Here is a 21,716-nt window from a genome sequence, read left to right on the forward strand (position 1 = left end):
GGTGCCTTGCGCAGCGAAATAAAGGAGGAGGCCGCAGGCCGGGGGACATTCGCGGAGCAAGGTACCCCGTCGGCGTGATCGCGCCCTGAATGACTGCATCAGTCCAGCTGCGCCCCGGACTTCTGAACCACGTCCTTCCACTTGACCGACTCCGCAGCGATGAACTGCCCCAGCTTCTGTGGCGATGTGTCGGCCGATGCTTCGAGACCCTGGGCGGTGAACATCTGCTTCACCTTGGGTGAGTTGAGTACCTCGGCAAAAGCGTGATTCAGCTTGGCCACGCGGTCCGCAGGCGTGCCGGCCGGCGCGACGATGCCGAAGAACACGCTCACGTCATAACCCTTGTAGCCCTGCTCCGCGATCGTTGGTACGTCGGGCAGCGCCTGCGAGCGCGCCGATGTGGCCACGCCCAGCGCGCGCAGCTTGCCCGCCTTCACATACGGCAATGCGGTGAGGATGTCTGTGAAAGTCATGCTCACCTGGTTGCCCAGCAAGTCATTCAGCGCCGGCCCCGTGCCCTTGTACGGAATGTGCTGCAGGTCCGTGCCCGCCACCGAGTTGAAGAGCACGCCCGCCAGGTGCGACGACGCACCGTTGCCCGACGACGCATAGCTCAGCTTGCCGGGATTGGCCTTGGCGTAGGCCACGAGCTCCGGCACGGTCTTCACCGGCAGGGCGGGGTTCACCACCAGGATGTTGGGCAGGTAGCCGACCTGGATCACCGGCGCGAAGCTCTTCACCGGGTCGTAGTTGATCTTGCGGTACAGGCTCTTGTTGATGGCGAGCGGGCCCGAGGTGCCGAACATCAGCGTGTGGCCGTCTGCCTCGGCGCGCGCCACGTATTCGGCGCCGATGTTGCCGCCCGCGCCCGCGCGGTTCTCCACGATCATCGGCTGGCCGAGGCGGTCCTTCATCTCGGCGGCGAGCGTGCGCGCCATCGCGTCGGTCGGCCCGCCGGGCGGGAAGGGCACGACCAGCGTCAAGGGCTTGGTGGGAAAGGCGTCGGCCGCATGCGCGGCAGGCACGGCGGCCACGAGCGTGGCGCATGCGGTCAGCAGGAAGATGAAGCGTTTCAAGGGGTGTCTCCGGTTCTTGTGTGGTGGGAAAGCAGGTTCAGGCGACGGCCTCTGCGGTGCGCGCGGTGAGGGCGCCGTTCCAGTCGGCGGGCATCGCGTCCGGCGAGAGCGGGTCGCGCGGCAGCACGCGGTGCAGCAGCACCAGCTGCGCCCAGCGCAGGCGCGGTGCGGAGCCGCTGTGTGCGGCTTCCCAGGCCATCGCGATGGCGCTGGTGCAGTGGTAGAGCGCCGATGCCGCCTGGCGCGCGAGCACGTCGCCGCCTTCGCGCGCGGCGGTCTCGGTCAGCGCGGCGGCGCGGTCCAGTGCGTTGCGCAAGGCCTTGGCAAAGGCCGGGGCCAGCGCCGCGTCGTCGAGCAGCTTCTGGCAGTGCGCGCGCAGCACGGGCAGCGAGCCTTCGCGCTTGACCGCGCGGATCACGTCGAGCGCCACGATGTTGCTCGTGCCTTCCCAGATCGAGCCCAGGTGCGCGTCGCGCACCAGGCGCGCATCGCTCCATTCCTCGATGTAGCCGCAGCCGCCGCGCACTTCCATCGCATCGCCCGTCACCTTGCGCGCATCGCGGCAGGCGCGGAACTTGATGAGCGGCGTGAGGATGCGCAGCAGCGCATAGGCATCGGGCTCGCCGGCGTCGGAGCGGGCGAGCGCCAGTGCGGTCTGGCACACCATCGTGCGGGCCTGCTCGGCCGGCAGGCGCAGCTTGTCGAGCTGGCGCTGCATCAGCGGCATCTGATCGAGCGTGCGGCCGAAGGCGCGGCGCTCTGACGCGATGAACTCCGCCTCGGCCACCGCGCGGCGCATCAGGCCGGCGGCGCGCACGCCGTTCGACAGGCGCGAGTTGTTGACCATGTCGGCCATCTGCACGAAGCCGCGGCCCGCCTCGCCCACCAGATACGCGACCGCGCCTTCGAGGCGGATCTCGCCACTGGCCATCGAGCGCGTGCCCAGCTTGTCCTTCAGCCGGATGATTCGGTAGTGGTTGAGGCTGCCGTCGTCCAGCCGGCGCGGCAGCAGGAACAGCGACACGCCCTTCATGCCGGGCTGGCCGCCCGATTCGTCGTCGGCGCGCGCGAGCACCATCGCGAAGTCGGCGTCGGGGTTGGAGCAGAACCACTTGTCGCCGCTCAGGCGCCAGCTGCCGTCGGCTTCCCGGTGGGCCAGCGTGGCGGTGGCGGCAATGTCGGAGCCGGCGGCCTGCTCGGTCATGAACATGGCGCCCTGCGCGAGTTCGTCGAAGTCGAGCGAGGTCAGGCGCGGCAGGTACCTGGCGACCAGCTCCGGGTCGCCGAACTTCTTCAGCGTGCGCGTGAGCGAATCGGTCATCGACACCGGGCAGCACAAACCGAACTCGGCCTGCACGAACAGGTAGGTCAGCAGGTATTTGACGAGCGGCGGCATCTTGCCGTGCCAGCCCAGCGTCTCGTCGCGGTGCGAGATGGCGGCCAGGCCGAATTCGGCGAGCGCGAGGCGTTCCATCTCGACGTACGCGGGGTGCTTGAGGATCTTCTGGTCGTCCAGGCCGGTGCGGGTGCGCTGCTTGAGCACCGGCGGGTTGCGGTCGGCTGTGCCGGCCAGTTCGTCGAGCAGGCCGCCCGCGAGGCCGCCCAGGCGCTCGAAGTGCGGCTGCATGTGCCGGCGAAGGTCTTCGGGCAGGTAGAGCGCGAGCAGGGCGTGCAGCTCGGCGTCGGTGGTGAACAGGTTCTGGCCGTGGCGGTCGGGAATGGGATGGGCTTGCTCTGCGGACATGCGCTTTGTCTCCATGGGTCCTTTGGTCTGGCGCATTGTTGAAGCCGCGACGATCCGTGTCTAATATCGATTTGGTCTTGTTCGATTCGATCTGACTATTCATGGAACTGCGGCATCTGCGCTATTTCTCCGTGCTCGCCGAAGAGCTTCACTTCGGCCGGGCAGCGCGGCGCCTGTCGATCTCGCAGCCGCCGCTGTCGGTGGCGATCCGCCAGCTCGAGGACACGGTGGGCGCGCGGCTTTTCGAGCGCAACAGCAAGGAAGTGCGGCTCACGCCGGCCGGCGAGGCGCTGCGCTTGTCTGCGCGGCGGGTGCTGCTGCAGGCGGAAGAGGCGGCCGTGGAAGCGCGCGAAGTAGCGCTGGGCTCGGCGGGGCGGCTGCGCATCGGCTTTGTCGGTGCGATGCTGTACCGGGGCCTGCCGCAGGCGCTGCGGGCTTTCCAGGCAAAGCATCCGGCGGTGCGCATCACCTTGAGCGAACTCAACTCCGGCGTGCAGATCACCGAGCTGCAGAACGACCGGCTCGACCTGGGTTTTGCCCACACGCGGCGCGTGCCGCTCGAACTGCAGCACCGGCTGCTGCTGTCGGAGCCTTTCGTGGCCTGCCTGCCCGCGGGTCATGCGCTCGCCCGCAAGCGGGTGCTGGCGCCGGCCGACCTGCGCGCACAGCCTTTCGTGCTGTTCTCGCGCGAGGCCTCGCCCGACTATCACGAGCGCATCCTGTCTATCTGCGCCGACGCCGGCTTCCTGCCCGAGGTGCGGCATGAAGTGCGCCACTGGCTGGCCGTGGTCTCGCTGGTGTCGCAGGGGCTGGGCGTGGCGCTGGTGCCGCAGGCGATGCGCAATTCGGCGTTGCGCGGCGCGGTGTTCCGGCCGCTCGACCGCGCGGTGGCGCAGTCGGAGGCCTATGGCATCTGGCGCAACGGACCGGCCAACGTGCTGGTCGAGCGCCTGCTTGAGGGCGTGGTCGACGCGCAGCCGGCCGCCGCCGGGCCGCCCCAAGGCGGCCGGGCCTCCCCCTAGGGGGGTGGAGAATTACACGCAGCGAAGCGGAGTGAAAAGCCAGGGGGCCGGCATTTCTAGGCGTAGAGGGGTTCCTCGGCCATCTGCTCGCACTGGTCTTCCAGCACGAGGATCTGCCCCTTCCAGTAGTCGCTGGAGCCGAACCACGGAAAGTTGATCGGGAAGATCGGGTCTTCCCAGCGCCGCGCCAGCCATGCGCTGTAGTGGATGAGCCGCAGCGTGCGCAGCGGCTCGATCAGCGCCAGCTCGCGCCGGTCGAATTCGCGGAACTGCTCGTAGCCGTCGAGCAGGCCCGACAGCTGCGCGGTGCGCTGGACGCGGTCGCCCGACAGCAGCATCCAGAGGTCCTGCACCGCGAAGCCGGTGCGCGCGTCGTCGAGGTCGACGAAGTGCGGGCCGCCGCCGGGGCGGTCGGTGGGCGTCCACAAAATGTTGCCGGGGTGCATGTCGCCGTGCAGGCGCAGCTTGCGCGGCTTGAAGTCGGAGGCCGGCGGCTGCAGCGCCAGCGCAGTCTGGCGCACCATGTCGAGCGCCGCGTTGCAGGCGGTTTCCCAGTCGCGCTGCACGTCCAGCGGGATCTTGTCGTTCTCCAGCAGCCAGTCGCGCGAGTCGAGGCCGAAGGTCTGCAGGTCGAGCGCGGGGCGGGCCTCGAAGGGCTTCGCGCTGCCCACGGTGTGGATGCGCGCGAGGAAGCGGCCGACCCATTCGAGCACCTCGAAGTCGTCGAGCTCGGGCGCGCGGCCGCCGCGGTAGGGGCTCACGCTGAAAGCGAAGCCGGCGTGGTGGTGCAGGGTCTTGCCGTCGAAGGCCAGGGGCGGCACGGCGGGCACTTCGCCGGCGGCCAGTTCGAGCGAGAAGCCGTGCTCTTCGAGGATCTCGGCCTCGCTCCACCGGCCGGGGCGGTAGAACTTGACGACGACCGCGGAGCGGTCTTCCAGGTAGACCTGGTAGACCCGGTTCTCATAGGAATTCAGGCCGGTGAGCCGGCCGTCGCCGTGCAGGCCGAGCGTCGCGAGCGCGTCGAGCACCACGTCGGGCGTGAGGCTCTCGTAAGGATGTGTGTTCGCGGGCGCCGCGGAAGAAGGAGTCATGTGGCCATTGTCGCCACACGCGCGCTCCAGGGGTCAGGCGTCGCCGGGTTGTCTGTAAAGAGAAAGGACATGCCCGATGCGCGGGTCGCCCTTGCCGGCCAGCACCTGCGCATAGGCGGCCTGCACCGCCTCGCCGCCGTGGTGGCGCTCGGCGCGCAGCCAGGGCTTGTTCGCATCGGTCGCGGTGGCGATGAAGTCGTGCCAGGCGGCCACCATGCGGCGCCCGAACTCTTCCGCGCCCCATTCGGTCGTGCGCTTCTTGATCTGCGCGGGCGCGAAGAACAGCGTGGCGCGCGGGCCGGCCAGGTCCTTGCCGGCGCCCCTGGAGGCGAGCTGCTCGACGTGCGTGCCGCCGATGGAGCTGCTGTACTTGAGTTGGGTGAACCGGCCGTGGATGGCGTTGCGCAGCGCGCCGTTGCCCGCGAAGTCGATGTACACGCAGGGCGTGTCGGCCGCGATGGTGTCGAGCGCCTCGTAGGCCACGACGCGGTCGTAGCAGCCCAGGCTTTCGCAGAAGGCCACGTTGCCTGGCGAGGTAAGGCCGATCACCTCGATGCCTTCGCGCCGGTGCAGCTGGAATGCGGTGCCGTAGGCCGTCTTGCTCGATGCGCTGGACAGCAGCATGGTCTTTGCGCCGAAGAAATCGTTGTCGCCCATGAAGTCGTCGATCAGCCACGAGGTGATGAACAGCGGGCGCAGCAGAGATTGCGTGTCTTCCGAGTCTGCGGTGTAGAGCGGGTCGCTCGCGCAGCGGAAATACTGGTTGTAGACCGCGGGCAGCTCGGCGCGGTGCGGCGCGGTGTCGGTGAAGCGCTCGGGCGACAGCCGCCCGGGGCTCAGCACCGCGCCGGTGGCCATCGGCCAGTAGCCGTAGAGCCGCTCGCCCACCGCCACGCCCGGGTGCAGCGACTGCACCACGCTCGCGAAGCCCCACACGGGGATGCTGCCCCAGGCTTCTTCGCCGGTCGGGTAGAACTGCCAGTAGCTCATCGCGTCGCCGAAGGCGGCATACGTGATGTTGTTCGACGTGAGCGCAAAGCTGTCGATGCGCACGCGCACCTGGCCGTCGGCCAGCGGCTCGTCGGTGGCGGTGTGCAGCCGCGTGGTCGCGAGCTGGTCTTTGCGGATGAGAAGGCTGGTGGTGCTCATGGGCGAAGCTCCGGCGGTTGGTGGATGAGGCTGGCCGCGACGTTAGCCAAGCTTGGTGAAAGGCGCCATCGCGCGGCGGGTTTTGGCGTCACCCGTGAGACATCGGCGGGCATGAAAAAAGCGACCCGGCTTGTGGCCAGGTCGCTTTTTTCGAAGGAACGGATCCCTTCAAGCGAACACCGGGGAACCGGCTTTGCCGGGCCTCAGGTGTTGCCCCCGGTAGGGGGTAGGCGAAGCGACACGGAGTGCGCGAAGCCTGGGGGCGAGCTCAGGCAATCGTGAGTTCCACGTCGATGTTGCCGCGCGTGGCGTTCGAGTAGGGGCAGACCTGGTGAGCGGTGTCGACCAGCTTCTGCTTGGCTTCGGCGTCCAGGCCGGGCAGCGTGATCGCCAGCTTCACGGCGATGCCGTAGGCGGCGCCGCCGTTCGTCGGGCCGAGGGAAACGCTGGAGTCGATGGCGACGTCTTCCGGCACCTTCACGCCGATCTTCGGGCCGACGGCCTTCATGGCGCCGATGAAGCAGGCGGCGTAGCCGACCGCGAACAGCTGTTCGGGGTTGGTGCCGGGCTTGCCGGAACCGGGCGAGCTCAGCTTGACGTCGATGGCGCCGTCGCTGGACTTGCCTGCGCCGTCACGGCCGCCGACCGTGTGGGCTTCTGCGGTGTAGAGCACTTTGTCGAGCTTGGTGGTCATGGTGATTCCTTTGATGATGGAGTGGAGGGAGGGTGGAAAAGCTTCGGCCGCAAGCAGCCGCAGCGGGGAGAAAAGGGGGCGCTGCGTCAGGCGGCTTTCCTGATGCGGTCGCGCAGCGTCTGGATCTGCTGGGTGAGCGAAACCAGCTCGGGCACCGAGCACTGGGCCGCCGCCATCAGGCATTCGGGCACGTCGGCCGCGCGGGCCTTGAGCTTGCGGCCGACGGCCGTCAGCGTGATGTGCACCCGGCGCTCGTCGGCCACGTCGCGCACACGGGTCACGTAGCCGTTGGCTTCCAGGCGCTTGAGCAGCGGGGTGAGCGTGCCGGAGTCGAGCGACAGGCGGTCTCCGAGCGCGGAGACCGTGGGGCCGTCCTGCTCCCAGAGCGAGAGCATCACGAGGTATTGCGGGTAGGTGAGCTGCAGCTTTTCCAGCACTGGCTTGTAGAGCCGGGTCATGGCCAGCGAGGCGGAATACACGGCAAAACACAGCTGGTTGTCCAGCTTGAGCATTTCGTCGGCGGCGACAGGTGTGGAGCGCATGGGTCGAATTTTAGCGAACAATTAAATTGTGTGCAATGTAAAGTTAAGGTAAACGCCGTGCCACACTTGGGCCTTTCGTTTTCATCCCGCCTTCGTTTCGCCCGACCTGCCTGACCTGCCCGCGCCCGACTCCGTATGCCACTCTCCCCGATTCCCTCGACAGGAAACGCCTCGGCCCTGGCCGTCTCGCCTTCCGCTTTGCAGCGCAACATCCTGTGGGCCCTGGGGGCGATGCTGCTGCTGTGGACCTTGTCCATCAGCTGGTTCTATCCGACCCCGCCCTGGGACAACGTCGAGGAGCTGTTCTGGGGCAGCAGCTTCGAATGGAGCTACTACAAGCATCCGCCGCTGCCGAGCTGGCTGATGGGCGCCCTGATGCTGCTGGGCGGGCGCCAGCCCTGGCTGACCTATGCGGCCGGCGTCGGCTGCGGCGTGGGCGCGCTCTACCTGGTGTGGCGCTGGTCGCTCGAAATGGTCGACCCGGCGCGCGCGGCGCTGACCGTGCTGCTCGGTTCGCTGGTGGCCTACCACGTGCAGCGCGCGGTCATCTACAACCACAACACCGTGCAGCTGCTGCCGCTGGCCGGCTACTGGTGGATGCTGTGGCGCGTGCTGCACGCGCCGTCGTCGTCGAGGCTGCGGGACTGGGCTTGGCTTGGCGTCTTCGCGGCGCTGTCGATGCTCACCAAGTACAGCGCGGTGGTGCAGTTCGCGGTGGGCGCGGCCTTCGTCGTGCGGCAGGGTCTGTGGCGCGATGCGCATGTGCGGCGCGGCCTGCTGCTGGCGGCCGGCGTCGCGCTGGTGCTGATGGCGCCGCACCTGTGGTGGGTGCTGGAGCACTCCAGCCGCACCATCGCCTACGCGCGACATTCCGTCCATCCGGGCACGCATGGGCATGGCTACCGCCACCTGGTGCATGTGTTCCTGGTGCAGGTATCCCGCCTGTTGCCGATGCTGCTGCTGGCAGGCTGGGCCTGGTTCACCCGGGCTTCCGTCGCGCGCGCGCCCTCATCGGCCGCCACGCCGGGGTTGAACGCGTTCGACCGGCGCTTCCTGGCCTGGGCCACGCTGGGGCCCATGTGCCTCGTGTTTCCCGCGGCGGTGCTGCTGAAGATCCCTCTGGTTCCCTCGTGGCTCGGCACCTTCTTCCTGCCGGCCGCGCTGTGGGCCGTGGCCATGCTGCCCGGCCTCGAGGCGGAGCGCTGGAGCCGCCGCCGGTGGCGCGGCGTGGTCATCACGGCGGCGGTGCTCCATGTGGCCGGCGCGCTCGGCCAGGGCTGGGTCGACGGCGTGCTGAGCAAGCGGCTCGGCTACATCACGCGCGCCAACCTGCCGGCGCAGGAAGTCGCGGACGCCGTGCGCGTCATCTGGCGCGACCGCGTCGGCGAACGGCCGCTGCAACTGCTCGTGGGCGACACCTGGTTCGCGGGCGCGGTGGCGCTGAAGATGGACCCGTCGACGCAGTTGCTGATCGACGGCGACGAGCGCAATTCGCCGTGGCTGCCTCCCGGCACGCTGGAGCGCGAAGGCGGCATGGTGCTGATCCTCGACACGCAGGAGTTCCGCTCCGAAGGCGCGCTGCTCGAACCCCGCCTGGCCCTGGCCGACTGCCGCGGCACGCTGGACATCCCCTGGGCCGGCACCGATGAGCGCAACAGCCTGCGCATGCGCTGGGGCATCGTGCTGCCGCACGGCGAGCGCGCAGCGAAGAACTGCGCGGCGGATGCCAAGAAGTAGCGCGGCCTCACCCCCTGAACCGCTTGCGCGTCAACGCCAGCGCGATCCAGAAGGCGACGACCGCGTAGACCGCAAGCACCGCCGCATGAACCCACCAGCCCGCCGGCCACTGGTCCATGAAAAGCGGCCGCACCAGCGCCACCGCATTCGTCAGCGGCAGCCAAGCCGCCACGGCCCTGACGGCCGAGGGCAACTGCTCCAGCGGAAAGAACACGCCGCTCAGGAACATCATCGGCGTCATGAACAGCGTGAAGTAGTAGGTGAAGAAGTCGTAGCCCTTGGCCAGCGCGTTGAAGATCAGCGCGATCGACGAGAAGGTGATGCCCGCGCCCACCAGCACCATCCACGCGACGATGAGCTTCGGGCTGTGGCTGATGCCCAGCCCGAGCATCACGAACAGGATGGCCGTGACCGTGAAGATCGACTTGAACGCTGCCCACAGCATCTCGGCCAGCACGATGTCGTCGAGCCCGACCGGCGCGTTCATGATGCCGTCCCAGGTCTTCTGCACGTGCATGCGCGAGAAGGCCGAGTACAGCGCCTCGAAGCTCGCCGCGTTCATCGCGCTCATGCAGATCGAACCGCTCGCCAGGAACAGGATGTACGGCACCTTCACGCCGTCCACCGCCACCTGCCCCACCAGCGCGCCCATGCCGTAGCCGAAGGCCACCAGCCAGATCAGCGGCTCGGCGATGTTGCCGATCAGGCTGGGAATGGCCAGCTTGCGCCACACCAGCAGGTTGCGCAGGAACACCGGCCACCAGCGCAGGGAGATTTCGGGCGCGCGCCATACCGAGGGCGAAGCGGGCGCGTTCGTCGTTGTCGTGTTCATGGCCTAGCCGTCCTCGCGAATCTGGCGGCCCGTGAGCTTGAGGAACAGGTCCTCCAGGTTCGCCGGCCGGTGAAAGGTGCGCAGTCCGCCGTGCTGCGTCAAGGCATCGAGCAGCCGCCGCGCGTCCTGCGTGTAGAAGAACACCGTCTCGCCGCTCACCTCCACGCGCGCGGCCATCGCCTTGAGTTCGGCCGACTCGGCCAGCGCCAGCGCGCCGTTGCCGTACACCTCGACCACGTCGGGCTCCAGGTGCTCGGCGATCAGGTCGCGCGGGCGGCCTTCGGCGATCTTGCGGCCGTGGTCGAGCACCAGCAGGCGCGAGCACAGGCGCTCGGCCTCGTCCATGAAGTGCGTGGTCAGCAGGATCGACTTGCCCTGCTGCAGCAGCACCTGCAGCCGCTCCCACATCAGGTGGCGCGCCTGCGGGTCGAGCCCGGTGGTGGGCTCGTCGAGCAGCAACAGCTTGGGGTCGTTGACCAGCGCGCGCGCCAGCGACAGCCGCCTGCGCATGCCGCCCGACAGCTCGCCCGGCTTGGCATCGGCCTTGTGCGACAGCGCCGCGAATTCCAGCAACTGCGGCACGCGCTCGCGCACCTGTGCCTTGCCGAAGCCGAAGTAGCGGCCGTACACCACCAGGTTCTCGGCGCAGCTGAAGTCGGGGTCGAGCGTATCGAACTGCGACACCACGCCCAACTGCGCCTTGATGGCCAGCGCGTCGCGCGGCATCTGCAGGCCCAGCGCGGAGATCTCGCCGCCGTCGGGCGCGGTGAGGCCCAGGCACATGCGGATGGTGGTGGTCTTGCCCGCGCCGTTCGGGCCGATCACGCCCAGGCATTCGCCGGGCGCGATCTCGAACGACAGGTCGTCGACCACGGTGGTTTCGCCATAGCGCTTGCGCAGCCGGCTGACCTGGAAGAGGGGCTGGGAGGAGGTTGTTGTGGGCTGCACGCGGCGATTCTGACGCAGGCATGCGCAATCCGCACCGCGGCTTGCCCGGCCCACGGCACAATCGCTGCCGAATGCATTTCACGGGGGGAGGCCCAAAGATGCTGCGATTCCTGTTGGCGCTGTCTCTCCTGATGGCGCTCGGCGCCTGCGCGCCGTTTCATCGGCCGCTGTCGGCCGGGGACCGGGGCAAGGTCCGGGAGGTGGACATCCGCGTGGTCGTCGCCCAGGAGAGCTTCATGTTCTCCGCGCAGTCGCCGGGCGTGAGTGCGGCCACCGGCGGCGGGCTGATCGGCGCGCTGATCGACTCCTCCGTGCAGCAGTCGCGCCAGAAAGACATGAGCGCCGAGGTGCAGGCCATCGTCGGCCCGCTGCTCGACTACGACTACCGCGCCGAAGCCGCCCGCGCACTCGAGGCGCAACTGGCCGAACCCGCTTCGTTCCCGCTGAAGATCCGCTCGGCGCAACTGCTCGCCGCCATGCCGGTCAAGGCGGTGCACGAGGCCCGCATCGCCGCCACCCGGGACGGCCCCGCGTACATGGTGGTGTGGCTGCAATACGCGCTCGAGCCGGGGCTCGGCGCATTCACCACACGCGCCTCTGCCCTGCTGTGGCAGGACGGCAAGAGCGAGCCCAGCTACCGCGCCGCCGCCATCTTCCAGACGCCCATCGGCGGTACTGCGCGCGCCACCGTCATCCGCCGCCTCACGGCCGACGACGGGCAGGTGCTGCGCGGCGTGATGCGCGACTCGATGACGCAGACCCTGCGCGCGGTGGCAATGGACATCGCCGGCGCGCGCTCCGGCTCGGTGAAGACCGCGCGCTTCAACATCAACGGCTCGTGGGTGACCGTGGCCGGCGCGAGCTTCGACGAGCAGCCGGGGCGCGTGCTGTTCCGCGACCAGGACGGTGCCCTCTACTCGGTCAGGAGCGCAGCCCCATGACGCCGATCCGCGCGCGGAGTGCCGCCGCCCTGTATGCCTTTTTCGCGCTCTGCGCCATGCCAAGCCTGTCGCATGCGCTGACCGAGACCGAGCCGCTTTCCATGGTGTTCGAGCCGGCGCCCGAGGCGGCGCAGCGGCCCAACAGCCCGCCGGTCGCGCGGCTGCACGTGGCCAATGGCTGCACCCTGTACCTGCCGGTCATCGACGACCTGCGCCTGAACAAGGCCAACGTGGGCAACCTGACCTTGATGCGGCCCACGTTGCACGCCACGCCGGTGTCGGTGCAGTCCATCCAGGGCGGCGACGCCGGCCCATGGATTCGTGGCGCGCTGCAGTCGGCCAGCCGCTACGGGCTGCAGGTCGTGGCCGCGGTGCCGCCGTCGCCCGGCGCCGCGCGGCAGGTGACGGCCGACGTGGCGCTGCGCCTTGCGCATGCGTGGTCCGCCGGACTGAACCTGGTCTCTCACGTCGTGCTTCAGGCCACCTACCGCACACCCGGCGCCGAGCCCGTGGTGCGCCAGTACCACGGCATGGGCACGCGCACCAACTGGGCCAACGGCAACGGCGAATTCATGTCGGTGCTGAACCTCGGCATCGAGGAATCCGTGCGCGGCCTGGCCACAGATGCGGCGGCGCTGTGCGAGGGCAAGCCCTTGCCCGAACGGGCGGCCGTGCCATGAAGCCCATGCTGAAGCTGCACCTGACCTGCGGCGCACTGCATGCGTCGCAGATCCCTCTATTCGTCGCGGTGTGCGAGCAGGCCGGGCTGCGGCCGCTGCTGATCGACCATCATCACCATCGCAGCGACCACGACAGCGGCGAGCGCAAGCCGCAGCCCTCGGCCATCGCCTGGCTGCGCGCCGACTTCGAAGAAGCCAAGACCGAGGCGATGGCGCTGGCGCAATGGCTGGCGCGCGCGGGCATGGCCGTGCTTGGCGTGAAGGTCGACGCACCGGTGCAGGACGCCGACAGGCTCGGCCGCGCCGGGCGGTACTTCGAGTGGCGCGGCAAGCTGCGCCAGCTGCACGACCTGTCTGCGCTTCAGCAGCTGTGCGAGGCGCACGGCGCACAGCTGTCGCGCGACAGCCTGCACGAAGAAGCCGACACCTGCTTCCTCACGCTGCGCAGCCGCGAGCCGCTGGATGCCTTCAGCCTGCGCGTGGTGGCGCTCTGCGAGCAACTCCACCGCGACGGCTGGCCGCTGCTGGCGCAAGATTCGGAAATCTGCCTGCACGACAGCCGCGAGCCCCCCGAGCTGCCGGCAGCGGACTGGCTCGCGCCCTACCTGAGACCGGCTAGAGCCTGAGTTCGCCGAACTCCATCTTCATCCAGTCGATGAACGCCCGCGTGCGCGCCGGCAGCAACCGCGCATTCGGATAAATCACGCTCACAGGCCGCGGCTGCGGCTCGAAGTCTTCCAGCACCAGCGCGAGCTGCCCCTGCGCCACGTGCGGCATCACCTGGTAGGAGAAGAAGGTGCCGAAGCCCATGCCCGCCGCGCAGGCCTCGATGGCCGGTGCGATGTGGTTGAACTCCAGCCGGTTGTCCGGCGTCACGCCGATGGTCTTGCCGCCTTCGCGGAACAGCCACTGCGGCGGCGCATCGACCCGGCCACGCACGCAGGGCGCGCCGTTCAGCTCGCGCGGATGTTGCGGCGTGCCGTGCGCGGCCAGGTATGCGGGGCTCGCCGCCACCACGCGGCGGATGGTGCCCAGCGTCTGCGCCACCAGCGACGAGTCTTCCAGCGGGCTGATGCGGATGCCCACGTCGATGCCCTCTTCGAGCAAGCTCACCGTGCGGTCGTAAAGCCGCACGCTGCAGCGCACCTTTTCGTAGCGCTTCATGAAGCGCACGATGGCCGGCGCCACGTACATGTGGCCGAACAGCACCGGCGCGGTGATGGTGAGCTGGCCGGCCGGCTCGCGCGCCTCGGCCTTCAGCGCGAGGTCGGCAGCGTCGGCCGCCAGCAGCACCTCGCGCGCGCTCGGCAGGTAGTGGCGGCCCTCCTCGGTCAGCGAGAGGCGGCGCGTGGTGCGGTGGAACAGGCGCACGCCCAGGTGCGCCTCCAGCGACGCCAGCGAGCGCACCACCGCGGGCAGCGAGGTGCCGAGCGCCTCGGCGGCGCGGGTCAGGCTGCCCTGGTCGGCAATCTGCACGAAAGTCTGCATGGCCTTGAAACGATCCATCGCGCGATTAAACCGGAAATTGCAGCAGTCAAATACAGAAGTGGCTATTCATTCATCCGGCGCAAGAGAGAAGAATCGATGCGGTGCCCCCTCAAAGACATTTCAGAAGGACCCCGCCATGAACACCGCCCGCCCCGTTCGACCCATCAAGCTCTACGGCACCGCCCTTTCGGGCCATGTGCACAGAGTGCGCCTGTTCCTCACGATGCTCGGCCTGCCCTTCGAGAACATCGAACTCGACATGCGCAAGCGCGAGAACCGCACGCCGGAATTCCTGGCGCGCAACCTCTTCGGCCAGGTGCCGGTGATCGAAGACGGCGAGCTGACGCTGGCCGATTCCAACGCCATCCTGGTCTACCTCAACGCGCGCTATTCGCCCGACCCCGCCCGCTGGATGCCGCAAGACGCGGTGGGCGCGGCACAGGTGCAGCGCTGGTTCTCGGTGGCCGCCGGTCCGCTGGCGTACGGGCCCGCCGCCGCGCGCATCATGGCGCTGTTCGGGTTGGCCGCCGACCCGTCGGAGAAGGTGACGCGCTCGCACGCGTTGCTGTCGGTGATGGAGGCGCACCTGCGCCAACAGCCCTTCCTCGCGGGCCCGGCCGCCACGCTGGCCGACATCGCCAACTACGCCTATGTGGCGCACGCACCCGAAGGCAGCGTGTCTCTCGACGGTTATTCGCATGTGCGCGAATGGCTTGCGCGGGTGGAAGCGCTGCCCGGCTTCGTGCCGATGGTGCGCACGCCCGTCGGACTTGCGGCGGCCGCATGATCGCCGCTCCATTCCACGCGGGCGAACGCGCGTTGCAGGCGCTTGCGGGTTCGCGCGAGCAGATGGAGGCCGCGGGCCCGCGCATCATCCGCGATTTCATGCCCGACCAGCACCGCGAGTTCTTCTCGCTGCTGCCTTTCATCGTGGCGGGCAGCATTGACGACGAACTGCAGCCTTGGGCCAGCGTGCTCGCGGCGCCCACCGGCTTCGTGCATTCGCCCGATGCCACGCACCTGCGCATCGATGCGCTGCCGGCGGCGGGCGATCCGCTCGCGGGCCAATTGAAGCAGGGCGCGACGCTGGGCCTGCTCGGCATCCAGCCGCACACGCGGCGGCGCAACCGCATGAACGGCACGGTCGAGGCCATCGACGCGGCGGGCTTCATGGTCGAGGTGCAGCAGAGCTTCGGCAACTGCCCGCGCTACATCCAGGCGCGCGAGCCGGTGTTCGCGCCGCCGCGCGGCGATGCGGCGCCCGCGCAGTGGCTCGACAAGCTCGACCTGGCGGCGCATCGCCTCATCGGCAGCGCCGACACGCTGTTCATTGCCACCGCCTACCCGAACGAAGTGGCGGTGGGCGACGAGGCCGATGCAAGTTCGCACGGCGTCGATGTGTCGCACCGCGGCGGCCGCCCGGGCTTCGTGCGCATCGACGGCGACGACACGCTGACCGTGCCCGACTTCAACGGCAACCGCTTCTTCAACACGCTCGGCAACCTGGCGGCACATCCGCGCGCCGGGCTGTTGTTCATCGACTTCGACAGCGGCGACCTGCTGCATGTGGCGGTCACGGCCGAGATCATGTGGAACGGCCCCGAGGTGGCCGCGTTCGAAGGCGCGGAACGGCTGATGCGCTTCCATGTGACGCACGCCTTGCGCCGGCCGGCGGCGCTGCCGCTACGCTGGGGCGATGCGCAGCTGTCTCCGCATCTCGCGCGCACCGGTCAGTGGAACACCGGCACGCGTGCCGCGACCGACGGCCGGTAGTGCCAGCCGCGCAGGCGCTGCGCGTCGATGTCGGGTACGCGCTGCAGCAGGGCTTCGAGGCCGGCCGCCGCCAGCGTGCAGGCCAGTGCCTGTCCGGGGCAGGCGTGCATGCCGCGGCCGAAGCCGAGCATGCGGCGCTTCGCACGCACGAGGATGAAGCTGTCGGGGTCGGGGTTGAACGAGGGATCGCGGTTGGCCGAGGCCAGCAGCACCAGCACCGTGTCGCCCGCTGCGAGCGGTGTCCCCGCGATGGTGACGGGCTCTGCCACGAAGCGCCGCGTGTTGTGCACCGAAGGGTCGTGCCGCGCCGTCTCTTCCACGATCGCTTGCAGCCCGTCGCGCGTGCGGGCGCTTGCGCGCAGCGAGGGGTCGCGCATCAAGGCGATGAGGCTGTTGCCCAGCAGGCCGGCCGTGGCGTCGCAGGTCTGCGAGAGCAGGCCGACCAGGTTGGCCAGCAGCGAGCGCGACGGCGCGGCGCTCTCGGCCAGCACACCCGCCAGCAGCGTGCCCCGGCGCGGCGGCGTGCCCGCGACGAGGCCTTCGAAGCGCGTCATCAATTCACCTGCCGCCGTGCTTGCGCCCTGCAGTTGGCTCGCCGTCGACAGCGGCGACAGGCAGGCCACGAAGTCGCGCGTCCACAGGTCGACCTGCGGCAGTGCCTCGTCGGCAAAACCAAGCAGGCGCGCGACGGATCGCACCGGCATCGAGAACAGCGTGTCGGACAGCGGCTGCTGCTGCACTTGCCTTGCCACCTGAAGGGCAGCTTCACGCACAGTATTCAGATCGAGCCCGGCCAACGCCCGTTGCAGCGCGGGCCGGTGGGCCTCGTGGGCCGCGCCGTCGTTCATGCGCACCAGGTGGCCGAACACCTCGCCGGCCGGACTGCCCGCGATGGCGTTCGGCACCGGCTCGGCGGCCGGCCGCACCCGCAGCGCACCGTGCGCCTGCAGCACTTCTTCGATCACCTCGGCGCGGCTGGCCACCCATAGGCGCAGCTTCTCGTTCCACGCCAGTGGAAGGCCGGCGCGCAGGCTCGCGTAGAAGGGGTAGGGGTCGGCGTGCGTCACGGCCGCGACCGGGTCGAGAGGCACGTCGGGGGAGGTGGGGCTGTTGTTCGGGTACATGGCCGCAGTGTGCGACCGGCGGCGCCGCCACACTTCGTCCACGGCCGAAGTGTCGGATGCCGGGCCGTCTTACGATGGGGCGCATGGACACCCTCGATTCAACCGCCGATTTCCAGCTCGCCCGCGTAGCAGGCGCCATCGCCGAGCCGGCCCGCGCCCGCATGCTCAGCTGCCTGATGGACGGCCACGCACGCACCGCCACCGAACTCGCCACCGTGGCCGAGGTGGCCGCGTCCACCGCGAGCGCGCATCTCGCGCGGCTGAAGGAAGAGCGGCTGGTCGAACTGCTGGTCCAGGGCAAGCACCGCTACTTTCGCCTGGCCAACGACGACGTGGCCGCCGCGCTCGAAAGCCTGATGGTGGTCGCGGGCACACCGCGCGCCGCCGAATTCAAGCCCAACACGCCGAGCCGCCTGCGCAGCGCGCGTACCTGCTACGACCACATGGCAGGCACCGCGGGCGTCGCGTTGCACGACCGGCTGCATGCGCAGGGCTGGCTCAGCGGCTTGCAGAGCGGTTCGTACGAACTCACGCCCGACGGCGCGATCGCGCTGGAAAGCCTGGGCGTGGAGGTGGACGCGGTGCGCCGCTCGCGCCGGCGTTTCGCCTGCGCCTGCCTCGACTGGAGCGAGCGCCGGCCGCACCTGGGCGGCGCGCTGGGGGCCGCGTGGCTTCAGTTGTCGCTGCGGCGCGGATGGGTGCGGCAGGAGCTGGACGGCCGTGCGCTCACGCTCACGCCGAAGGCGCAGCGCGAGATGCCGGAGCTTTTCGCCTGAGCGCCGGCAAGGCCCGGCTTCAGGCCTTCAGCTTGAGCAGATAGATCAGCGGTCCGGCCATCGCGGTGTCGAGTTCGAGGAAGCTCTCGAAGTCCTTGCCCGCCATCCAGTACGGGTCCCAGTTGTTGCGCTTGATGGTCTTCACCCACAGCTCGTGTGTGGTCGCGCGGCGCACCGCGTCGAGCAGCACGGCCTTGCGGTAGGGCGGCACCTTCTTGCCGGTCATCACGCCGCGCCAGTTGGCGAGGTCGGCGTCCACGCCCTGTTCGCGCACCGATGCGATGCCCTGGAACGGCTGCTTCGACGACACGCCGATGGCGCGCAGCCGGCCGCTGGCCAGGCTGTCGCTGAATTCGCTGAAGCCCGAGATACCCGCCACCGCCTTGCCGCTTTCCAGCGCCTCCACCACCTGCGCGCCGCCGGGGTGCGCCTGGTAGACCAGCGAGGAAGAGGCGCCCGCCACGCGCGCCAGCATGCCGGCGTACATGTGGTCCACGCCGCCGGCTGAGCCGCCCGCGACCACGGTGTTGGCCGCGTCCGCGCGCAGCTGCGCGATCAGGTCCTTCGGTGTCTTGATGGGGGAGTCGGCCTTGACCGCCACCACTTCGTAGTCGCTGGTCAGGCGCGCCACCGGCGACACGTTGCTCATGGTCACGGCCGGCTTCTGCAGCGCCACGGCACCGACCATCACCATGCCGCTGACGAGCAGGGCCTCCGGGTCGGCATCGTATTTCTCGACGTACTTGGCCAGGCCGATGGTGCCGCCCTTGCCGCCGATGTTCTCGTAGACCACGTTGCCCACGGCGCCCGATGCCACCAGCGCGGCGCCGAGCGCGCGGCCGGTCTGGTCCCAGCCGCCGCCTTCGTTCGCGGGAATGACGATGCGCAGCTTGCTGCCCGCCGGTGCGTCGGCCGCCCTGGCGACGCCGGGCCACAACGCGGCGCCCCCCGTGCCTGCGGCTGCGGCCGATGCCGCGATCCATGCCGAGAAGTTGCGGCGCGAGAGAGTGACGGAAGGCGACTGGGGCATCTTGTTTCCGGTTTTCTGTGGGGAAACCGAATGATGTCCGCGAAACACGCCGATCCTGCCCGTGCGCGGGCAGGGACAAACCCGGATGCACGCCGGGCGCCCTTGCTTTACTGGAAGGCCACCTCGGCAAAGCTGCGCAGCTTGCGGCTGTGCAGACGCGTGGAGCCTTCTTCGCGCAGGATGTCGATGGCCCGCATGCCGATGCGCAGGTGCTGTTCCACCCGTTCGCGATAGAAGTGGTTGGCCATGCCGGGCAGCTTGATCTCGCCGTGCAGCGGCTTGTCGCTCACGCACAGCAGGGTGCCGTAGGGCACCCGGAAGCGGAAGCCGTTGGCCGCGATGGTGGCGCTTTCCATGTCGAGCGCCACCGCCCGGCTCTGGCTGAAGCGGCGCTGCGGCTGGTTGCCCGGCAGCAGCTCCCAGTTGCGGTTGTCGGTGCTGGCCACGGTGCCGGTGCGCATGATCTTCTTGAGGTCGGGGCCCTCGTAGCGCGTGACGTCGGCCACGGCCTTTTCCAGCGCGAGCTGGATCTCCGACAGCGCCGGAATGGGCACCCACAGCGGCAACTCTTCGTCGAGCACGTGGTCCTCGCGCACGTAGGCGTGGGCCAGCACGTAGTCGCCCAGCTGCTGCGTGTTGCGCAGGCCGGCGCAGTGGCCCAGCATCATCCAGGCGTGCGGGCGCAGCACGGCGATGTGGTCGGTGATGGTCTTGGCATTGGCCGGGCCGACGCCGATGTTGACCATGGTGGTGCCGCTGCAGTCCTCGCGCACCAGGTGGTAGGCCGGCATCTGCGGCAGGCGCGGCGGGGCCGTGCCCTGGCTGCCGTCGAGCAGGTGGCCGAAGTTCTCGCTGCCGCCAGCGGCCAGGCCGCGGCGGCGCGTGACCACATTGCCCGGCTCGATGAAGGCGATGTACTCGCTGTTCTCGTCGGCCATGGCTTCGTGGCCCAGCCGCACGAACTCGTCGATGTAGAACTGGTAGTTGGTGAACAGCACGAAGTTCTGGAACCACTCGGGCGCGGTGCCGGTGTAGTGGCGCAGGCGGTGCAGCGAGTAGTCGACGCGCGCGGCCGTGAACAGCGACAGCGGCTGCGCCTCGCCGTCGCGCGCCTCATAGGTGCCGTTGGCGATGCCGTCGTCCATCACGCCCAGGTCGGGCAGGTCGAACACGTCGCGCATGAGGGCGCGGCGCTCGGCGCTCATGGTGCCTTCGATGTGGTCGTTCTCGGCAAACGAGAAATGGATGGGGATGGGCTGCGTGCTGGTGCCGATCTCGAGCTCGACCTGGTGGTTCTCGAGCAGCAGGCGGAACTGGTCGAAGTAGTAGCGCGAGAACAGGTCGGGCCGCGTCAGCGTGGTCTCGTAGCGGCCGGGGCCGGCCACGAAGCCGTAGCTCAGGCCGGCGTTGGCCGGCGGCGTATGGCGCGAGACGGTGTGGGTATGCACACGCACGAACGGGTAGCAGGCCCGCACCCGGCCCGGCAGCGCCTCGCCGGCAACGAAGCGCAACATCGATTCGCGAAGATGGGCCAGGCCGCCGTTGTAGATGGCCTTGACCTGTTCGAGTGCGGAGGCGGCATCGGTGAAGCGGGCGGGAGCGACGAAGGTGGGCATGTAGGGCATGGCGTCATTGTGCAATGCTTGTTTGAGGGCGTTGTTCGGGGCGCGCTCACGCCGACGGAGGACATTCGCGGAGGGGAGTACCCGGTGGCCTGTGCACGCACCCTGAACTAAGGCGACCAAACCTCAGCCCAGCAGACACCCCAGCACTTTCTCGAGCATGTCGTTCACGTCGACAGCCTGCACCGCCCCAGGCAGCGCCACATCGCCGTGCATCACGAACACCGGCTTGCCCCACTTCAGCCCCATCGCCATCTCCGACAGCGTGCCCATGTTGCCGCCGATGGCCACCAGGCACACGCCGCTGCGCGCAATGATGCCGTTGCGCATCTCGCCCATGCCCGTGGGAATGGCCACGCTCAGCCACTCGTTGGCGTTGCGGTCGTCGTCCTCGGGCAGGATGCCCACGGCAATGCCGCCGGCTTCCACCGCGCCGCGCGAGGCCGCGGCCATCACGCCGCCGCGCCCGCCGCACACCACCGACATGCCCGCGCGGGCCAGCGCATGCGCCACGGCATAGGCGGCCTCGCACTCGGCCGGGCCGCCGTCGCCCGGGCCGATCATCGCCACCGGCTGGCGGTGGCGCGACGGCCCCCGCTGCTTCTGCGCCAGGCGCGCCAGCGCCTCAGTGACCGGCGCCGACAGCACCGCGCTCGCGCCTTCGCGTAAAGACATCACCCACTCCCATCACGATCACACACACCACCATCAGCACCAGCGACAAAGCCGCCGCCACCGCGAAATCTGACCCGCCGTCGCCCACCTGCGCCAGCAGCATCAGCGGCAGGATGTTGAGCTGCGTGCCCACCAGCGCCAGCGCCGTGCCGTAAGTGCCCATGGCAATCGCGGCGACCATGCAGGCGTTCGACAGAACCGAAGGCAGCACCTCGGGCACCACCGTGTCCCGGAAGGCACGGGCTTTCGATGCACCCAGCGTGCGCGCCGCCTGCGCCGGGCGCAGGTCGAGGTTCGCGAACACCGGGTACAGCGACAGCGCCACGCGCGGGATCAGGTAGTAGGCATAGGCGAAGCCCAGGCCCGACACGCTGTAGATCCAGCTGCCCAGGGCCGCCGGGTCCGCGCCCAGGCCCGCGAGCAGCTGCGTCACGAAGCCCGCGCGGCCGAAGGCCAGGATGAAGCCGTAGGCAATCACCAGACCCGAGAAAGCCAGCGGCAGGCCCAGCAGCGTCATCATCCATTGGCGCCGCGACGCCGGCTGGCGCGCCAGCTCGATCGCGATGCAGGTGCCCACCAGTGCCGACACCGCGCCCGCCGCCAGCCCGAGCGCCAGCGTGTTGCGCAGCGCGCCGAAGAACAGCGGGTTGCCGAACAGCCGGCCGAAGGCGCTGCCGCCCTCGCCGAAGGCCTCGGGCAGCAGCGCCGCCAGCGGCACCGCGAAGAACAGCGCCATGAAGGCCCAGGCGGGCCAGGCGCCAAAGCGTCGCAT

22 protein-coding genes are annotated in these 21,716 nt (G+C 69.3%); 8 read left to right on the forward strand and 14 right to left on the reverse strand.

Annotated features, from left to right (window positions below):
• Nucleotides 1-98: 98 nt before the first annotated feature.
• Both ACQY8B_RS26410 and ACQY8B_RS26415 read right to left on the reverse strand, forming a co-directional pair.
• Entirely contained in the window at nucleotides 99-1,076 is a 978-nt protein-coding gene (locus ACQY8B_RS26410; RefSeq protein WP_422084636.1) for a Bug family tripartite tricarboxylate transporter substrate binding protein, read from the reverse strand.
• A gap of 37 nt (nucleotides 1,077-1,113) precedes the next feature.
• Nucleotides 1,114-2,820 carry an acyl-CoA dehydrogenase family protein gene (locus tag ACQY8B_RS26415; protein ID WP_422084637.1) on the reverse strand — a complete coding sequence of 569 codons (1,707 nt, stop codon included), beginning with the start codon at nucleotides 2,818-2,820 and terminating at the stop codon, nucleotides 1,114-1,116.
• A gap of 101 nt (nucleotides 2,821-2,921) precedes the next feature.
• On the opposite strand from ACQY8B_RS26415, the gene ACQY8B_RS26420 reads away from it, so the two are divergent.
• Complete coding sequence (locus ACQY8B_RS26420) at nucleotides 2,922-3,842, forward strand: LysR family transcriptional regulator (protein ID WP_422084638.1); 921 nt, start codon at nucleotides 2,922-2,924, stop codon at nucleotides 3,840-3,842.
• A 56-nt stretch (nucleotides 3,843-3,898) separates the two neighbouring features.
• Here ACQY8B_RS26420 and ACQY8B_RS26425 read toward each other — a convergent pair whose 3' ends face one another.
• From ACQY8B_RS26425 to ACQY8B_RS26440, 4 genes are all read right to left on the reverse strand, one after another.
• A complete protein-coding gene (locus tag ACQY8B_RS26425) occupies nucleotides 3,899-4,933 on the reverse strand; it encodes a serine/threonine protein kinase (RefSeq protein WP_422084639.1) in 1,035 nt (344 codons plus the stop codon).
• A 33-nt stretch (nucleotides 4,934-4,966) separates the two neighbouring features.
• Entirely contained in the window at nucleotides 4,967-6,082 is a 1,116-nt protein-coding gene (locus ACQY8B_RS26430) for a DUF2855 family protein (protein ID WP_422084640.1), read from the reverse strand.
• Nucleotides 6,083-6,350: 268 nt separating this feature from the next.
• Nucleotides 6,351-6,776: an organic hydroperoxide resistance protein gene (locus tag ACQY8B_RS26435; protein WP_019657755.1), complete on the reverse strand. Its 426-nt coding sequence runs from the start codon at nucleotides 6,774-6,776 to the stop codon at nucleotides 6,351-6,353.
• An 86-nt stretch (nucleotides 6,777-6,862) separates the two neighbouring features.
• Nucleotides 6,863-7,318 carry a MarR family winged helix-turn-helix transcriptional regulator gene (locus ACQY8B_RS26440; protein ID WP_422084641.1) on the reverse strand — a complete coding sequence of 152 codons (456 nt, stop codon included), beginning with the start codon at nucleotides 7,316-7,318 and terminating at the stop codon, nucleotides 6,863-6,865.
• Between the two features lie 135 nt (nucleotides 7,319-7,453).
• Here ACQY8B_RS26440 and ACQY8B_RS26445 point away from each other — a divergent pair, with 135 nt between their 5' ends.
• Nucleotides 7,454-9,055: a glycosyltransferase family 39 protein gene (locus ACQY8B_RS26445; protein ID WP_422084642.1), complete on the forward strand. Its 1,602-nt coding sequence runs from the start codon at nucleotides 7,454-7,456 to the stop codon at nucleotides 9,053-9,055.
• A 7-nt stretch (nucleotides 9,056-9,062) separates the two neighbouring features.
• On the opposite strand, the gene ACQY8B_RS26450 is transcribed toward ACQY8B_RS26445, so the two are convergent.
• Together ACQY8B_RS26450 and ACQY8B_RS26455 are read right to left on the reverse strand one after the other, a co-directional pair.
• Complete coding sequence (locus tag ACQY8B_RS26450) at nucleotides 9,063-9,887, reverse strand: ABC transporter permease (RefSeq protein ID WP_422084643.1); 825 nt, start codon at nucleotides 9,885-9,887, stop codon at nucleotides 9,063-9,065.
• 3 nt (nucleotides 9,888-9,890) lie between these two features.
• Complete coding sequence (locus ACQY8B_RS26455) at nucleotides 9,891-10,835, reverse strand: ATP-binding cassette domain-containing protein (RefSeq protein WP_422084644.1); 945 nt, start codon at nucleotides 10,833-10,835, stop codon at nucleotides 9,891-9,893.
• A 98-nt stretch (nucleotides 10,836-10,933) separates the two neighbouring features.
• On the opposite strand from ACQY8B_RS26455, the gene ACQY8B_RS26460 reads away from it, so the two are divergent.
• Genes ACQY8B_RS26460 through ACQY8B_RS26470 form a run of 3 tightly spaced genes read left to right on the forward strand, consistent with a single transcriptional unit; the run spans nucleotide 10,934 to nucleotide 13,082 of the window.
• Nucleotides 10,934-11,776, forward strand: coding sequence for a hypothetical protein (locus tag ACQY8B_RS26460; protein ID WP_422084645.1), 843 nt, complete (start codon nucleotides 10,934-10,936; stop codon nucleotides 11,774-11,776).
• Nucleotides 11,773-12,456, forward strand: coding sequence for a hypothetical protein (locus ACQY8B_RS26465; protein WP_422084646.1), 684 nt, complete (start codon nucleotides 11,773-11,775; stop codon nucleotides 12,454-12,456). Before ACQY8B_RS26460 ends, ACQY8B_RS26465 begins: the two co-directional genes overlap by 4 nt.
• Nucleotides 12,453-13,082, forward strand: a complete 630-nt coding sequence (locus tag ACQY8B_RS26470) for a hypothetical protein (RefSeq protein ID WP_422084647.1) — start codon at nucleotides 12,453-12,455, stop codon at nucleotides 13,080-13,082. The genes ACQY8B_RS26465 and ACQY8B_RS26470 overlap by 4 nt, the downstream gene beginning before the upstream one ends.
• Here the strand turns inward: ACQY8B_RS26470 and ACQY8B_RS26475 are convergent.
• A complete protein-coding gene (locus tag ACQY8B_RS26475) occupies nucleotides 13,072-13,962 on the reverse strand; it encodes a LysR substrate-binding domain-containing protein (protein ID WP_422084648.1) in 891 nt (296 codons plus the stop codon). The two genes, ACQY8B_RS26470 and ACQY8B_RS26475, sit on opposite strands and share 11 nt — an antisense overlap.
• Before the next feature lie 118 nt (nucleotides 13,963-14,080).
• Between ACQY8B_RS26475 and ACQY8B_RS26480 the strand changes: the two genes are divergently transcribed.
• Together ACQY8B_RS26480 and ACQY8B_RS26485 are read left to right on the forward strand one after the other, a co-directional pair.
• A complete protein-coding gene (locus tag ACQY8B_RS26480) occupies nucleotides 14,081-14,731 on the forward strand; it encodes a glutathione S-transferase family protein (protein ID WP_422084649.1) in 651 nt (216 codons plus the stop codon).
• Nucleotides 14,728-15,717: a pyridoxamine 5'-phosphate oxidase family protein gene (locus tag ACQY8B_RS26485; RefSeq protein ID WP_422084650.1), complete on the forward strand. Its 990-nt coding sequence runs from the start codon at nucleotides 14,728-14,730 to the stop codon at nucleotides 15,715-15,717. The genes ACQY8B_RS26480 and ACQY8B_RS26485 overlap by 4 nt, the downstream gene beginning before the upstream one ends.
• Here ACQY8B_RS26485 and ACQY8B_RS26490 read toward each other — a convergent pair.
• On the reverse strand, nucleotides 15,675-16,841 hold the full coding sequence (locus ACQY8B_RS26490) for a cytochrome P450 (protein ID WP_422084651.1): 1,167 nt from the start codon (nucleotides 16,839-16,841) through the stop codon (nucleotides 15,675-15,677). The two genes, ACQY8B_RS26485 and ACQY8B_RS26490, sit on opposite strands and share 43 nt — an antisense overlap.
• Nucleotides 16,842-16,924: 83 nt before the next feature.
• Here ACQY8B_RS26490 and ACQY8B_RS26495 point away from each other — a divergent pair, with 83 nt between their 5' ends.
• A complete protein-coding gene (locus ACQY8B_RS26495; protein ID WP_081267532.1) occupies nucleotides 16,925-17,617 on the forward strand; it encodes an ArsR/SmtB family transcription factor in 693 nt (230 codons plus the stop codon).
• A 19-nt stretch (nucleotides 17,618-17,636) separates the two neighbouring features.
• On the opposite strand, the gene ACQY8B_RS26500 is transcribed toward ACQY8B_RS26495, so the two are convergent.
• The 4 genes from ACQY8B_RS26500 to ACQY8B_RS26515 all read right to left on the reverse strand — a co-directional run bounded on the left by ACQY8B_RS26500 (nucleotide 17,637) and on the right by ACQY8B_RS26515 (nucleotide 21,716).
• Nucleotides 17,637-18,647, reverse strand: a complete 1,011-nt coding sequence (locus ACQY8B_RS26500; RefSeq protein WP_422084652.1) for a Bug family tripartite tricarboxylate transporter substrate binding protein — start codon at nucleotides 18,645-18,647, stop codon at nucleotides 17,637-17,639.
• A 107-nt stretch (nucleotides 18,648-18,754) separates the two neighbouring features.
• A complete protein-coding gene (locus ACQY8B_RS26505; protein ID WP_422084653.1) occupies nucleotides 18,755-20,272 on the reverse strand; it encodes an AMP nucleosidase in 1,518 nt (505 codons plus the stop codon).
• 123 nt (nucleotides 20,273-20,395) lie between these two features.
• The gene (locus tag ACQY8B_RS26510; RefSeq protein WP_422084654.1) at nucleotides 20,396-20,944 is read right to left on the reverse strand and encodes a TIGR00725 family protein; all 549 of its coding nucleotides are present in this window, start codon (nucleotides 20,942-20,944) and stop codon (nucleotides 20,396-20,398) included.
• Entirely contained in the window at nucleotides 20,895-21,716 is an 822-nt protein-coding gene (locus ACQY8B_RS26515; RefSeq protein ID WP_106936549.1) for an ABC transporter permease, read from the reverse strand. The genes ACQY8B_RS26510 and ACQY8B_RS26515 overlap by 50 nt, the downstream gene beginning before the upstream one ends.

Origin of the sequence: Variovorax sp. (assembly GCF_965279555.1) — a bacterium.
GTDB lineage: Bacteria > Pseudomonadota > Gammaproteobacteria > Burkholderiales > Burkholderiaceae_C > Variovorax.